The organism is Chitinophaga varians (assembly GCF_012641275.1).
GTDB lineage: Bacteria > Bacteroidota > Bacteroidia > Chitinophagales > Chitinophagaceae > Chitinophaga > Chitinophaga varians_A.
This window is the reverse complement of the sequence record NZ_JABAIA010000001.1, coordinates 2,439,746-2,455,289: the sequence shown is the minus strand read 5'-3', so window position 1 is coordinate 2,455,289 and position 15,544 is coordinate 2,439,746. Positions and strand designations below refer to the sequence as shown.

Sequence of the window (15,544 nt, the reverse complement as noted above, 5' to 3'; positions counted from 1 at the left end):
CGATATCCTCCCCATCTGTAAAAAAATTCTTTTATGCAGATTTCTTCTTATTCGCATAAAAAAAATGTATTTCTCAGGGCGTATTTTTCTCAACATTTCCAAATGTCTTCCTGTTATCTAGATGTTATTTAACGAATATTTATATCTATCTATATAGCAAAATATCTGAATCTGTCTGATATTATTTTAACCAATCCTGATAATATATCAGCTTTTTTTGTCGTAATTTAACTGAGTTAACTTCTATTTAGTCAATCAAAACCAAAATTGCTTATGAAAAAAGAGCTACTACTATGGCTGTTCGTGTGCAGCAGCGTTCTCAGCGCAGTAGCCCAGACACGAACGATTAGCGGAAAGGTTACGGATGCAAAAGATGGTTCTGCTCTTCCCGGCGTTACAGTCGTAATAAAGGGTACTACCAAAGGGGTTTTTACGTCCGGTGACGGTACTTACAAGCTAAATAATGTGGCCAGTGGTACAACACTCGTTTTTTCCTTTGTGGGATATCTTACTAAAGAGGTCCCTGTCGGTCCGGGCAATGAAGTTGACGTAGCCCTGGAAGCTGATAAAAAACAACTGGGAGAAGTGGTGGTAACCGCCGTAGGTTTGAAACGGAACGAAACCTCGTTAGGTTATTCGGTGTCCACGGTCAAACCCGATCAACTGGTACAAAAGTCGGAACCTGACATGCTGAAAGGCCTGCAGGGAAAGGTAGCCGGTGTAGACATCAGAACTTCACAAGGTACACCGGGCGCCGCTACCCGTATCAACATCCGCGGTAACACCTCCTTTTTTGGTAATAACGAACCTTTGATCGTAGTAGATGGGATTCCTTACAATAATGACCAGGTGACCACCTCCAGCCAGACATCGGGCGGCGGTGCCTACTCCAGCGGTCTTTCATCCCTCGACCCTAATGACATTGCTTCGATGACGGTGCTGAAAGGCGCCGCCGCGGCAGCACTTTACGGATCAAGGGCCTCCAACGGCGCGATCATTATCACTACCAAATCAGGCAGCGCCAATACCGGCAAACGGAAAACAGAAGTGACTTACTCCTCTTCCCTTTCCATGGAAAGAGTGGCCAATCTTCCCAAATACCAGAATGAATACGGTCCCGGTGCCAGCTTCAATTATCAGAATGCCAACGGCTCCTGGGGCCCCCGCTTCGGTACACTTGACTCAATACCTGTTTGGCCCGACTACCTGAAGGCTTTCCCGGATTTGTTCCCCGCCTCCGGCAACATGGCTTACCGCGCAGTTCCCAATAACGTAAAAGACCTGTTCCGCACTGGCTGGATCACAGAAAATTCTGTGGGAGTGAACGGTGGCAATGATAAATCGGCCCTTAGCGCCACTGCCTCCTATCTGAGCCAGGATGGCTACGTGCCTCACTCCTACTTCAACAGAGGTAATATGTCTATCGGTGGTGTGACCCGTCTCACAAACGGATTGACGGTAAACGCCAATTTCAGCTATAGTACCAGTAACCAGGGCGGCAGTATCTTTGGTGAGAACCAGGTGCCCGGCGCAGCTTCTTCTTTCGCGCGTAACCTCTTTCTGGGACGAAACTGGAACATCGCCGGCCTGCCTTTTGAAAATGCTGCCGGTAAACCGGTATCTACCAACAGCGCACAATATGATAACCCGCTCTGGGCTTTCGCCCATAATACTATTACCACCGCGACTGACCGGTATGTGGCTGGTTTAAAACTCAACTATGAAGTGTTGCCCTGGTTTAACCTCAGTTATCAGTTTGGGGTGAACCAAAATAATTTCCTTCGTAAAGAAGTAACGGACATCGGCTCCAGAGGTGCGGAAGGTAACGGACAGATCATACAACAGAACTACCGTTTCACAGAATTGGAATCCAACCTCATTGGTACGTTTACGCCTAAACTGAAAAATGAAGACTTCGGTTTGAAAATACTGGTAGGCCATAACGTTAACCAGCGTACGACAAAATCTCAGATCAATACGGGTAAAACCATCGTAGTGCCGGGTGTATACTCTCTGTTGAATACCAAAACAGTGATCCCGACAGAAGATATCTTCATGCAGCGCAGGTTGTGGGGTATTTTCGGAGAAGTGGACCTGGACTATAAGAAGTGGTTGTTCCTGACCCTGACAGGCAGAAACGACTGGTCTTCCACGCTGCCTTCCAGCAACCGTAGTTATTTCTATCCCAGCGTGGCGGCATCGTTTGTGTTTACCGATGCGCTTAAGATGGAAAGCAAAGTGCTGACCTTTGGTAAACTGCGTGCCAGCTGGGCCAAAGTGGGCAGGGATGCTGACCCTTACCAGTTATTCAATATTTTCAGGGTTAACCCCGCCTTCCTCGGGCAGTCCGGTGTGATGCAAGACCCTTCTGCGGGCAATCCTAATCTGAAACCGGAGTTCACACAGGACTTTGAAGTGGGAACCAACCTCGAGTTTTTTGAAAGAAGGATAACGTTAGATTTTGCGTGGTATACCCGGTTGTCTACTAACCAGATCGCACCGCTGTCCCTGCCACCTTCTTCCGGCTACGGACAAGTGATCGATAACTATGGAAAGCTGACCAACAAAGGTATTGAAGTGGACCTGAACGTAGTGCCTGTACGTAATGAGAACCTGACATGGAGCATACATGGTATTTTCACAAGAAACAGAAGTGTGGTGAAAGAGCTGAAGCCAGGCGTTACCCGCCTGTTGCTGGCTGGTGTGCTGGATGAAATATCCCCCTTCCTGGAAGCCGGCAAGCCATACGGCTACCTGCGCGGAAGTGCTAACGTACGTGATAAAGACGGCAGCCTGCTCATTGATCCCAGCAACGGTTACCTGATCAGAAGCCCTGAACAACGCATGGTAGGCGACCCTAACCCCGATTTCAAGGCAGGCCTGGGTACGACTCTAAACTATAAAGGATTTTTCCTGAATGCACTCTTCGATCTGACCAGAGGTGGTGATATCTATTCCGTTACTGTTAGCTCTCTGCTGGGGCGTGGTGTGACCAAAGACAACGGTGTTGAACAACGCGAAAATGTATACGTTATTCCGGGATACTATGGAGATGTGAATACAGGTACACCATTACTGGATGATAAAGGGAATAGAATTCCCAACCATACTGCGATTAGCCGTTTTGAAATGTTCTTTGGTGAAACTTTCGCTATCAACTCAGCGACGGAATGGAATGTGTATGATGCTACCGTGTACACCTTCCGTGAGTTGACACTGGGATATGATTTTCCAAAGAAGTGGTTCAGTAAAACGCCTATCGGTGCGTTGACACTGACATTGACAGGAAGAAACCTCTGGTATTATGCACCGGGTTTTCCCAAGTACACAAGATTCAATCCTGAAGTGGGCAGCTTTGGTTCTACCAACGTCCAGGGTATAGAATTGTCCGGTGCGCCTACTACCAGACGTTTTGGTGTAAACGTGAAAGTGACATTCTAGTTTATTACAAAAAATTGAACCGATGAAAAGACTAAGCAGTATAATTTTAGTTACGCTCGTTGTAGTGACGGGATGTACTAAGGGGTTTCTGGATATCAACAAAGATCCTAACAACCCTTCCACCGCATCATTGAGTTTACTACTGACAGGTGCGCAGCAGGGGTTGGCATATGATCTGGGTTTTACCAATGCTGCCCGTGGTGCGAATGGTCTTACGGAAGTGCTGGCGGTATACACTCACCAGATAGTGGTGAGGGAGAGCCAGGACCAGTACGGGGCCACTGGTATATCCACTGATCTTAACGGCGCCTGGTCGTCCTTTTACAGCGCGCAGGCGGTAAGTGGTCTCCCTGACTTTATCGGGATGCTGCAAAACGTGGATGTGCTGATTACGCAGGCTTCCGCCAACAATGCCCGGCATTATGCCGGTATTGCGAAGTTGCTGAAAGCGTATGGTTTCAGCCAGTTTGTGGATGCCTTTGCAGACGTTCCTTTTTCGGAGGCCAACCAGTTTGCTACTAAGGGTACCCGCTATCCGAAATATGACAAGGGCGCAGATATTTATAAGCAGTTGTTCCCGATGATTGACGAAGCCATTGCTGACCTACAAACAGCCAACGGTGTGTTGGAACCGGGTAAAGATGATTTGTACTATGGCGGAGATGTGAAAAAGTGGATTAAGTTTGCCAATACGCTCAAATTAAAATTGTACAACCAGGTGCGCCTGGTGCAGGACGTATCCGGACCGGTCAACCAGTTGATCAGTAGCGGTAACCTGTTCAGCCAGACGAGCGATGGGTTTATGATGAAGTATACAGCACAGGTAGCGCCCGATGACAGAAACCCGGGTTACAGTGAATACTATGCTACCCAGAAGACGCACTATATCAGTCCCTGGTTTTATGAAATCCTGAAAGGGTACAACCCCCGGTTGTTTACAGGTATTAAGGACCCTCGTATTCCGTATTATTTTTACAATCAAAACTCCAAGGCCGGCGGTTCCCAGAACCCCACAGAATATCGTGACTCTGCCTTTATCTCCATCTATTTCGGGTCTACCGGTACCAACAAAGGTGCTTCGCAGGATAACAGCATGACAGTATTCGGGCTGTATCCGGTGGGTGGTCGTTATGATGCCGGTGATGCAGTAGTGGTAAATGCTGGCAGTGGTACCGGTGCGGCGCCTTTAAGGATGCTTACTTATGCTGATGTGCTTTATATAGAAGCAGAGCTGATGAATGTTGGTCTTGTGGCCGGTGATGCCCGTAAGAAGCTGTCTGACGCGATCGATGAGTCCTTCAAGCAGGTGGATTTTGTTGCGAACCTTGCCAAAGGCGGACAAAATGTACCGACCATTGTAGGCACTGCTTCTACCACTTACCGGAATGCGGTGCTGGGCGTATATGATGCCAGGACTACCCCTAAAGACAAGCTGGAAATCATCATGACGGAAAAATGGATACAAGCCTTCGGGTTTAGCTGTGATACTTATTCAGATTACCGGCGTACTGGTTTCCCGGTATTATTTAATCCAAATGATCCGACGATGGCTCCTGGTGGTTTTGCGCAGCCTCCTATTTTAGGTAATCCCACACTGCCGCCTCCGCAGGCCAAGGTGCCGGTCGCCCTGGGCAGGAATTATCCGCTTTCGCTGCCATGGCCCAATGTTGATATACAGGTGAATCCCAATGCCCCTGCACAGAAGCAGCCGGATATCACACCCGTATTCTGGGATAAATAACATCCACATTCACGGATCCAAAAAAAGTAAGTATGAAGAATAAGATTATCTATATAACAATGTTGGCGGTTGGCGTGGTGATTTTTTATGCCTGTCGGAAGAATGATAACCCGAAGCTGCCGGATGGTGTTAGTAACCGTCAGGTGCCGCAGTTGACACAGGATAAAAGCAAAGCCGTGCTGATCCAGTCAGACAACCTGCCTGATTTTAGTACAGCCTTCAACGTGGCATTGTATTTTCCGACCGGCGTACAGCCTAAAGCCACAGATGTGGTGGTGGCGATGAATGGGAAATACAACAATGTGAAGGTGTTGCAGGGCGGCATTGGTTCGTTGCCCACCACGGTGACCATGACCGGAACGCAGCTGATGCAGCTGTTTGGTCTCGGCGCCAACAGTCTTAAGGCGGGCGATTATTTTGAAGTGACCACCAATTTTACCATGAATGACGGTACGCAGATACATGGGTTTGGAGATACGATTACTTTGTCAGACGGCACTAAACGTTACCTGCGTCCTTATGGCTCCGATGTGCTGAATTCAGCAGGTCTGATCCGGATACTGACCTATACGAAGGTGTGCCCGTTGACGGTAAAAACTTACCTGGGAAGTATGACGGTGGATGATCCTGGTGTTACAGAAAGCACTTATCCGGTGACCGTATCTGTTAATCAGGACAGCACGATATTTACCTTCACCGGTTGGGCAGGCCTTGCGGGAGTGCCTGTGACGGCCACATTTGACAAGGCCAGTTATAGGTTTACCATGGCTAAACAAAAGATCGCAGACCTTTTCCAGGGATATCATAATCTGACGGTTTCGGGCAATGGGCAGATCAACCCCTGCGATACCACTATTGTATTGAATGTTACCACTGAGGTGGATGAAGGAAGTTTCGGCAGTAATGTGACAACTTTATCCAAGCCTTGATAATAACAAAGAAAGCAATTAACAGGAGCGCGTCATCCGTAAGGGTGGCGCGTTTCGCGTTAATACACAGGTGGTTTAACTTATCAAGAATTATTTAGGCGCAAGCTAATTTGTTAAAAATATTACCTTCGCTTAGTAGAAAATATTTTTTTGTTTTTATATCTTGTGTCCGTTTTTAAACAAAAATTAACATTTTAAACAAAAATCAAAATCTGATTATTACCAAATCTGAATTCAAGGAAAGTATTAAATACCAAATCTGAATTAAGAATTAAAATTGAATTGTGTGATGTTGTAACCCGTTACTTACAGGCTTTGCTTATGATGCGTTAGAATCCTATGCTGTGGAGTAGTGTACCTAATGCCCAATGCGTGCAATTAGACAACTCGTGTACCACCTGCGTTTTCCCGGAATGATGTTAAGCACCTAGTAATCCAACGACCCTGTGTTTTAGGTTAACTGAAATATTTATCAAATCTAAATTGCTTATGAAAAGAGGACTACTCTTGTGGCTGCTCGTGGCCATTAGCGTCATGCATGCTGCTGCGCAGACGCGAACGATTACTGGTACAGTAAAAGATAGCAAGGGTAACTCCCCTATTCCGGGAGTTTCCGTGGCTGTTAAAGGTAAAGGTACCGGTACCTCCACCGGTCCGACCGGTACTTACAAGCTCCAGGTTGCTAACGGTACTACGTTGGTATTTTCATTCATCGGCTACACTTCCCAGGAAGTAGTAGTAGGCGATCAAAACGTAGTGGACATCACCCTGGAAGAGGATAAGAAACAACTCAACGAGGTGGTAGTGACCGCGTTGGGTATTACCAGGGAAAAGAAAAGCCTCGGTTATAACGTGCAGTCCGTGAAAGGTGAAGACCTGGTACGTGCTGGTGAGAACAACATTATCGAGTCACTGTCTTCCAAAGCTGCCGGTGTTCAGGTAATTGGTTCCGGTGGTACACCGGGTGCTTCTTCCAAAATCCTGATCCGTGGTAACTCTACCTTTACTGGTAATAACCAACCACTGATCGTTATTGACGGAGTACCTGTCGACAACTCCACAAACTCCACTGTATCACAGACTTATCCGTATAATGCCAACTTGCAGGGAGTGAACAACTCTAACCGCGCCTTGGACATCAACCCGGATGATATCGCTTCTGTGACTATTCTGAAAGGCCCCTCTGCAGCAGCGCTGTATGGTGCCCGTGCAGGTAACGGTGCCATTATTTACACTACTAAAAGAGGTAAAGCCGGTTCCGTGCACGTGACTTACGACTTTAACGCTGGCTTTGATAAAGTGAGCCAACTGCCTAAAGAGCAGCATATTTATGCGCAGGGCTCTATCAAAAATGGCGTGCCTGTTTATCTGCCTAACTTTACAACTACTGCTCCTGTTGTTGAAAGCTGGGGTCCTAAAATCAGCTCTCTGAACGGCGTTACAGCTCATGACAACACCAAGGACTTCTTCCAGACAGGTACTAACTTTACCCACAACGTATCTGCTACAGGTGGTAATGATGTTTCTACTTACCGTATCTCTCTGAGCCGTGCAGACCAGAAAGGTATCGTTCCTAATACCAACTTCTATCGTACGTCTGTTCGTGCTAACTTCGATACAAAGGTTACACAGCGCCTGAGCATGAATGCCTCTATGAGCTATGCTGCTACAGAAGGCACCAAAGCACAGAATGGGAGCAATACATCCGGTGTTATGCTGCCGCTGATGAGGACTCCGGCCAGCTTTGATCTGAAAGATTACCTCAAACCTGATGGTTCCAGCAAGAACTTCGTTAACAACTACGATAACCCTTACTGGACAACTGCGAACAACCCATTCCAGGATAAAGTTGACCGTTTCGTGGGTAACATCGGTGCTAACTACGAAATCAACAACTGGTTGAAAGCTACCTATAAACTGGGGGCTGACGTATACACAGACGGAAGAAAACAAATATTTGCTATCGGCTCTAACGGTTACCCTACCGGCCAGCTGGAAGAAAATACCATCAGGAACAGACAGTATTACTCTGACCTGATCCTTAGCGGTCATAAGGAATTTAACGAGAAATATTCCATTACTGCCAATGTTGGTGGTAACGTAACTCAAACGCAAACACAAAATCTGTATGGCCGCGGTACAGATCTCTCTATCCCAAATTATAACAATCTGGGTAATGCTTCTACGCTGTATTCAGACGAAGCTACAGTTCTCACTCGTAGCTCCGCACTGTTTTATGATGTACAGTTCGGCTACAAAAACATGCTTTTCATTGGTACTACCGGTCGTAATGAATGGTCCTCAACCTTCGGATTGCATAAGAACAACTTCTTCTATCCTTCTGTGAACGCATCATTTGTATTTACAGACCTGGTACCGAAGAATGACATCCTGACCTATGGTAAACTGAGAGGTGCTATCGCCCGCGGTGGTTTAGCTCCTGATCCATATACTTCCCTTACGTATTACGTGAAGCCTTACTTTGCTGACGGTTTTACAGATGGTAACTCCTTCCCCTTCCAGAAGCAGAATGGTTTCGTCTACAACAACGTCATTGGTAACGCGAACCTGAAACCACAGACCGCGGTTGAAAAAGAAATTGGTTTGGACCTGAAGTTTTTTGACGCCCGTTTGAATGTTGAAGCGACTTATTATCATAAGAAAACTTCTGACTTGCTGGTAAGAAGACCACTGGCGGGTTCTTCCGGGTTCCAGAAAATAGTGGACAACACCGGTGCTATGGTAAACAAAGGATGGGAAATTTCACTGTCTGGTGATGTGATTCGTTCAAGAGATTTCAACTGGAATATCAATATCAATTTTACAAGAAACAAAAACGAAGTATTGGAACTGGGTGAAGGTGTTTCTGAAATTGATGTTGAACCGGCGTTTACTTCTATCGGTTCCTTCGCTATCGTTGGCAAGCCTTACGGCGCCCTCTATGCTTCCAGGTGGAAACGTACTGACAAAGGAGAGTTGATTATCGGCTCAAATGGTCTGCCAATTGTTGATGCTCAAAACGGTAACATTGGTAATCCATTCCCAGACTGGACCGCAGGTGCAAGATCTACATTCAACTATAAAGGCATTACACTGGGTGTACTCTTCGATATCCGCCAGGGCGGTAAAATTTGGAATGGTACTATTGCCAGAATGCACCAATTGGGTAGAACTGAAGAATCTGCTGACAGGGAAAGAACTTATGTTATTCCTGGTGTGACCGATGATGGTACTGGTAAACTGATACCTAATACACAGGCAATTACTGCAGAGAAATATTTCAAATCATATCTGGGTGATGGTGCAGGTTCTGCGACAGAGAACGCCGTATATGATGGCTCCTGGGTACGTCTGAGAGAAGTATCCCTCTCTTATCGCTGGAATCTGAAAGGTCAGAAAATCATTCGTTTTATTGAACTGACAGGTACTGGCCGCAACCTGTGGTTGTCTACCAAGTATCCTGGTGTAGATCCTGAAACCAGCTTGACTGGTGCAGGTTCTAACCTGACTGGATTTGATTACTTTAATAACCCGGGTACCAAAAGCTACGCCATTGGTGTGAAACTGGGCTTATAATAAAGTAAGACTTGGCGATACTAATATTTGGTAATACTAATAACGAGATAATGAAAAAAATCATAATAGCACTCACATTGCCTTGCATCATGCTTTCTACTTCCTGCAGTAAGTTTGTTGACGGGTATGAAGTTTCTCCAAACAACCCAGTTAAAGCCACCGGTCCATTGGTGTTGTCCAGTGCCGAACTCGGGCTGATGTCTGTTTATGCAGGAACACCTGCACGTACGGCTGGAGTCCTGACCCAACAGTTGGGTGGTACAGCAGATCAGATGTTGGCTATTGATATGTACGATATCAAAGAAGGTGATGCCACCAACGACTGGAATAACATTTACAATAACGTTATTCAGCCTTGTAATGATATAGTTGCCCAGTATAGCGAGGGTAACCCGCATAACAAAGCGATGGCACTTGTTATAAAGGCAATGGGCCTTGGCGTTGCAACAGACATGTGGGGAGATGTTCCTGGCCAGGAAGGTGGTATGGGCAACATTAACGGTAACTTTTCACCGAAGTATGACGCCCAGAAAGACATCTATGCACAAATCCAGTCTCTGCTGGATGAGGCAATCGGTTTGCTGAAAACCGCCGGATCTGATGTTCGCGAAGTGGGCGCCAATGACCTTTTCTTTAAAGGAGATTTGGCCAAGTGGTTAAATACCGCTTATCTGCTGAAGGCAAGATATGCTATCCACCTGACCAAAAAGAATGCTAATGACGCCGCTACCAAAGCGTTGGATGCATTGTCCAATGTGACCAATGTTGGCGACCTGAGGGCAACTTACGGTGAGTCTTACAACGAAAACAACCAGTGGTTCCAGTTTAGCCAGGGTCGTGCTACTCTTCTCAGAATGGGTGAGAACCTGATCAATATGATGAAGGCCAGCAATGATCCACGTCTTAGCGTATACGCTGCGGTTGCACCCGGTGGAGGTTATGTTGGTGCTGCTCCTGGTTCTGAGAACCAGAATGCTTCCGAATTGGGAACTTACATGGCAGGTCAGACCTCTCCTATTACACTCGCAGGATATGTAGAAGCGTTGTTCATCAAAGCTGAAGCAAACCTCATCCTGGGTAAAACACAGGAAGCTGCTGATGCCTACAACACTGCTGTGCTCACACATGTTCAAAACGCAACAGGTAGCCCTGCTCCAGCTGCATTTGTAACTGCTTACGCCAGCGAAACTGCGGCATCTATCACGAAGGAAAAAATCATGAATCAGAAATATGTTGCGCTGTTCGCACAGATAGAAGCATATACTGACTGGCGCCGTACAGGCTTCCCAACACTCACGCCTAACCCGCATAATGTGTTGAACAAACCTGCTATTCCACGCCGCCTGCCTACTGACCAGAATGAACGCCTGTACAACAAAAACGCTGTTGTGACAAGTGATATCCTGAAACCAGTATGGTGGGATGAATAATCACCAACATCTCTTTTCATAAAGCTGACAGGCTGGCCATTATTGGTCAGCCTGTTTTTTTATCCTTCTGGTGATATTGTTGGTACTCCTGATATATCCCCCAAATACAAAGGGCTGGCCCGTTTAAGGACAGCCCTTTGCGTTGATCAATATAATCGGAAGATATTATTTCAATACTTCTTTCAATTTCGCTATCAGCTCATCGCCTCTGAGATTGCTGGCGATTACTTTACCCTGTGGATCGAGCAGGAAGTTGGTCGGGATAGCGTTGATACCATACAATGGCACTACGGAAGAGTCCCAGAACTTCAGGTCGCTCACATGGTTCCAGGCGAGGCCGTCTTTTGCGATGGCTGCGGTCCACTGGTCTTTGGTTTTGTCCAGTGATACGCCAAGCACCGTGAAGTTTTTGCCTTTGAACTGCTGGAAGGCTTTTACCACGTTAGGGTTTTCTTCGCGGCAGGGGCCACACCAGCTGGCCCAGAAATCGAGCAGCACATATTTGCCGCGCATGGATTTCAGGCTGATCATTTTCCCATTAGGATCAGGAAGCGTGAAATCAGGGGCTTCCATGCCTACTTTTACAGCGGTAGCTTCTTCGTCATCGCCGCCGGCTGCATCACCATTGGTCAACTGGTTGTTTTTTTCCAGCTCCGCGATTTTGTCGGTCATGCTTTTTACCAGCGTGTTTTTCGGGAAGCGGGTAGTTAAACCGGTGATGGTTTGTTTATGGGAGATGATTTCCTCCGGGTTTCTTACCTGGCTGATAGCAAATACGGCGTTGGCCGGATTTTTTGTTTTTTCAGCCATGGTGAAGAATTCCTGTTCGAAATCCTTTTCTTTTTTCTGGATAGCGGCCAGCTGTGGCTGGAATACGCTGTCGGGCACTTTGGCGCCGTGGAGGCTGTCCACTTTACGCATTTCTTCCGTCAGGGCGATGGACTGCTTGCTGATGTCCTGCAGGAACTGCTGCAGTTCGGAAGTAGCTTCAGAGCCGCTTACTTTCAGCGCTTCGAGGTTGTTGACGTCCCCTTCGAGTTTCATATCGCCGGCATCGAGCGAGAGCAGGATGAATTTGCCGTTATCAAAGCGGATGCGGTAGAGCCCTTGTTCCGGCACCATGCCTTTCAGGGTAAATTTACCGCTGGCATCTTTTACGCTGGTGGAATCCACCACTTTCAGGTTGTCCAGCGTCAGTTCCTCCAGTACTACAGGTCCGAGGGGGAGATTGGTAAAATGTCCCTCAATTTTAAACTCTCCCTTTTCCGTTTGTCCGGCACATCCGGCCAGGAAGGCGGCTACGGACATCCACAATAAGTATTTTTTCATGCTACTGATTTTTTATCGTTTTCTGAGCCTTTCAACTGTCAATATTAGCTAAATATCTTCAAAGCGGCCTATCCTTTCAGTTTTTCTGCCAGCAGCTCGTTGGTAAGCCGTGGGTCGGCCTTGCCTTTGGACAGTTTCATCACTTCTCCTACAAACAGCGACATCAGGCCTTTTTTACCACCGCGGAAGGCGGCTACCTTGTCGGGGTATTTGGCCAGCACCTCATCAATAATGGGGCTGATATTGTCGGCATTGGTGTCTTGCAGGAGATTGAGCCGGGTGGCGATCGCCAGCGGGTCTTCAGTGGTGGCGGTGATCATCTCCGGTAATATCCTGGAAGAGGCGATGGAGAAGCTTACTTTTCCGCTGTCGGTGAGGTGGATCAGCGCTGCCAGGGCTGCCGGGGGGACCGGGAACTGAGAGATGTCTGCCGAATGTTCGTTGAGCCATGATTTTACAGGGCCCAGCATCCAGTTGGCAGCGGCTTTATACTGTGTGGTGACCCCGGTGAGGCTTTCAAAATAATCTGCAGTGCCTTTGTCATCGCAGATTACACGGGCATCGTATTCCGGCAGTCCGTATGTTGTCGTATATTTTTGGACCAGTTCTTCCGGCAGGGCGGGCAAAGTGGCCCTGACAGCGGCAATAAACTCATCGGTGAGATGGAACGGCGCCAGGTCCGGCTCGGGGAAGTAACGATAGTCGTTCGCTTCTTCTTTGGAGCGCAGGGAGAAAGAGCTGCCGGTGGCTGCCTCGAAGCTTCTGGTTTCCTGTATCAGGGTGCCGCCGGCTTCCAGCAGGTCTATCTGTCTTTTTACTTCATTATCGATGGCCCGCTTCACGTTGCGGATAGAGTTCATGTTTTTTACTTCCACCTTGGTACCCAATGTGGTAGTGCCTTTGATGCGTACGGAGATATTGGCGTCGCAGCGCATGCTGCCTTCTTCCATGTTGCCGTCACATACGCCGAGGTAACGTACGAGCCGCCGCAGCTCGGTCAGGTAGGCGTAGGCTTCGTCGCTGGTATGCATATCAGGCTCGCTCACGATTTCCACGAGGGGCACGCCGGCGCGGTTGTAGTCCACGTAGCTGTTGGCCGGGTCCTGGTCGTGCAGCAGCTTACCGGCATCTTCCTCCAGGTGGATACGGTTGAGCTGAATCTGCCGGCTTCCGGCTTCTGTGACTACTGGTACATATCCCCCTTTGCAAATGGGGGCGGTATGCTGGGATACCTGGTACCCTTTGGGCAGATCGGGATAGAAGTAGTTCTTACGGGCGAAATAATTATCCTTTTCTATTTCGCAATGACAGGCGAGGCCCAGTTTAATGGCATATTCGGCTGCTTTGCGGTTCATCCGGGGCAAGGTGCCGGGATGTGCCAGGGAAATGGCGCTGATATGTGTATTGGGCGCCCCGCCGAAGGCAGCACTGTCACTGCAGAACAGTTTGCTGTCGGTGAGCAGCTGGGCATGCACTTCCAGCCCTATCACTGTTTCATATTTACTGTAGATATCGCTCATAATCCGTACTGATTATCGCAAATATATTCAAATAATGCTGGGTTTCCGACCTATTTCATGCCCGGAAATGCCTAACTTGAGACAGATAAAGGTTAAATTTTACCCTATGATCAGCAATGCCCAGATAAGTCAGCTGTACAATGCCCAGCATGATTATTTCGATTCCGGTGTTACCCGCCCCTATGCCTTCAGAAAAGCGATGCTGCAAAAACTGAAGAAAGCTATTCAGCGGTACGAGCCCCGTATCCTCGAAGCGTTAAAGCTGGACCTCAACAAACACCCGCTGGAAGCGTATAGCAGTGAAGTGGGATTCCTGTATGAAGAGATTGCTTATATAGCGGCCAATCTGAAACAGTGGATGGAGCCGGAAGTGGTGACTTCCCCTTTTGTGACGTACCCCAGCAGCAGCCGTGTATACCGCGAACCGTTGGGACTGACGCTGATCATAGCACCCTGGAATTATCCTTTTATGCTTCAACTGAGCCCGCTGGTAGGTGCTATCGCAGGGGGCAACTGCGCCATTCTGAAACCTTCTGAACTGGCGCCGCATACGGCGACGGTGATCGCCGGCCTGATCCAAGAGACATTTGACCCGGCTTATATTACAGTGGTGGAGGGAGACGGCAGTACTGTGATCCCGGCATTGATGGCTTTCCGCTTCGATCACGTGTTTTTTACCGGCAGCATTCCTGTGGGCAAAAAAATTATGGAGATGGCGGTGCCGCACCTCACACCGGTTACGCTGGAGCTGGGCGGCAAGTCCCCTTGTATCGTAGATGAAAAAGTGAATATAAAAGTGGCGGCTAAACGAATTGTCTGGTCCAAATTCTGGAACGCGGGACAAACCTGCGTGGCGCCGGATTACTTGTTGGTGCATCATAAAATAAAAGAAGAACTGACGGCGGCGCTGAAAGCTGCTATCGTGGAGTTTTTTGGAGAAGATCCTGCTGCCAGCAAGGATTACGCCCGGATGATCAATACCCGCCGCTTTGATGCCGTAGCTGCCTATCTGAAAGAAGGGCATGTGCTTTATGGGGGGCAGACAGACCGCGATCAGCGTTATATCGCCCCTACCCTGCTGGAAGACGTGGAATGGGACGATCAGGTAATGCAGGAGGAAATCTTCGGCCCGGTGTTGCCTATTCTGACCTTTGAAACCTTGCCGCAGGCGATCCAGGTGATTAAGAAAAACCCTTATCCGTTGGCGTTATATGTCTTCACCAAAAGCAAAAAAACAGAAAACGCACTGATAGAGCAGGTGCGCTTTGGCGGTGGTTGCGTCAATAATGCGTTGGTACACCTTACCAATCCTGAGCTGCCCTTTGGTGGTGCAGGCTTTAGTGGTATGGGACAGTATCATGGCCGGTATAGTTTCGAGACGTTCACCCATGCGAAAGGTATGCTGAAAACCGGTACCTGGCTGGACGTGCCGGTAAAATATCCTCCGTTTAAAAATAAACTCGGCCTGTTGAAGAAGATCATGAAATAAAGTTTTCCCCGGGGGGTGACGATATAAAAACGAAGAGGCTGACCACGCAGGTCAGCCTCTCGTCTGTATAATTAAACCCAAAAGAAAAG

Annotated in this window: 8 protein-coding genes; 6 read left to right on the top strand and 2 right to left on the bottom strand. The window is 47.9% G+C overall.

Annotated elements, in window-relative coordinates:
* Nucleotides 1-273 precede the first annotated feature (273 nt).
* The 5 genes from HGH92_RS09950 to HGH92_RS09930 all read left to right on the top strand — a co-directional run bounded on the left by HGH92_RS09950 (nt 274) and on the right by HGH92_RS09930 (nt 11,117).
* Entirely contained in the window at nt 274-3,441 is a 3,168-nt protein-coding gene (locus HGH92_RS09950; protein WP_168870573.1) for a SusC/RagA family TonB-linked outer membrane protein, read from the top strand.
* Nucleotides 3,442-3,463: 22 nt separating this feature from the next.
* Complete coding sequence (locus HGH92_RS09945; protein WP_168870572.1) at nt 3,464-5,182, top strand: SusD/RagB family nutrient-binding outer membrane lipoprotein; 1,719 nt, start codon at nt 3,464-3,466, stop codon at nt 5,180-5,182.
* A 32-nt stretch (nt 5,183-5,214) separates the two neighbouring features.
* Nucleotides 5,215-6,111: a hypothetical protein gene (locus HGH92_RS09940; protein WP_168870571.1), complete on the top strand. Its 897-nt coding sequence runs from the start codon at nt 5,215-5,217 to the stop codon at nt 6,109-6,111.
* 489 nt (nt 6,112-6,600) lie between these two features.
* A complete protein-coding gene (locus tag HGH92_RS09935; RefSeq protein WP_168870570.1) occupies nt 6,601-9,687 on the top strand; it encodes a SusC/RagA family TonB-linked outer membrane protein in 3,087 nt (1,028 codons plus the stop codon).
* An 89-nt stretch (nt 9,688-9,776) separates the two neighbouring features.
* Nucleotides 9,777-11,117 carry a SusD/RagB family nutrient-binding outer membrane lipoprotein gene (locus HGH92_RS09930; protein ID WP_168870569.1) on the top strand — a complete coding sequence of 447 codons (1,341 nt, stop codon included), beginning with the start codon at nt 9,777-9,779 and terminating at the stop codon, nt 11,115-11,117.
* A 165-nt stretch (nt 11,118-11,282) separates the two neighbouring features.
* On the opposite strand, the gene HGH92_RS09925 is transcribed toward HGH92_RS09930, so the two are convergent.
* Together HGH92_RS09925 and gatB are read right to left on the bottom strand one after the other, a co-directional pair.
* A complete protein-coding gene (locus HGH92_RS09925; protein WP_211092571.1) occupies nt 11,283-12,446 on the bottom strand; it encodes a TlpA disulfide reductase family protein in 1,164 nt (387 codons plus the stop codon).
* Between the two features lie 68 nt (nt 12,447-12,514).
* On the bottom strand, nt 12,515-13,966 hold the full coding sequence (gene gatB / locus HGH92_RS09920; protein ID WP_168870568.1) for an Asp-tRNA(Asn)/Glu-tRNA(Gln) amidotransferase subunit GatB: 1,452 nt from the start codon (nt 13,964-13,966) through the stop codon (nt 12,515-12,517).
* A gap of 106 nt (nt 13,967-14,072) precedes the next feature.
* On the opposite strand from gatB, the gene HGH92_RS09915 reads away from it, so the two are divergent.
* On the top strand, nt 14,073-15,455 hold the full coding sequence (locus HGH92_RS09915; RefSeq protein WP_168870567.1) for an aldehyde dehydrogenase: 1,383 nt from the start codon (nt 14,073-14,075) through the stop codon (nt 15,453-15,455).
* The last annotated feature ends 89 nt before the right edge of the window (nt 15,456-15,544 follow it).

Bases quoted from the DNA above. Each gene is read 5' to 3' on its own strand.
- HGH92_RS09925 (WP_211092571.1), bottom strand. From the start codon at position 12,446: ATGAAAAAATACTTATTGTGGATGTCCGTAGCCGCCTTCCTGGCCGGA.
- gatB (WP_168870568.1), bottom strand. From the start codon at position 13,966: ATGAGCGATATCTACAGTAAATATGAAACAGTGATAGGGCTGGAAGTG.
- HGH92_RS09930 (WP_168870569.1), top strand. From the start codon at position 9,777: ATGCTTTCTACTTCCTGCAGTAAGTTTGTTGACGGGTATGAAGTTTCT.
- HGH92_RS09940 (WP_168870571.1), top strand. From the start codon at position 5,215: ATGAAGAATAAGATTATCTATATAACAATGTTGGCGGTTGGCGTGGTG.
- HGH92_RS09945 (WP_168870572.1), top strand. From the start codon at position 3,464: ATGAAAAGACTAAGCAGTATAATTTTAGTTACGCTCGTTGTAGTGACG.
- HGH92_RS09950 (WP_168870573.1), top strand. From the start codon at position 274: ATGAAAAAAGAGCTACTACTATGGCTGTTCGTGTGCAGCAGCGTTCTC.
- HGH92_RS09915 (WP_168870567.1), top strand. From the start codon at position 14,073: ATGATCAGCAATGCCCAGATAAGTCAGCTGTACAATGCCCAGCATGAT.
- HGH92_RS09935 (WP_168870570.1), top strand. From the start codon at position 6,601: ATGAAAAGAGGACTACTCTTGTGGCTGCTCGTGGCCATTAGCGTCATG.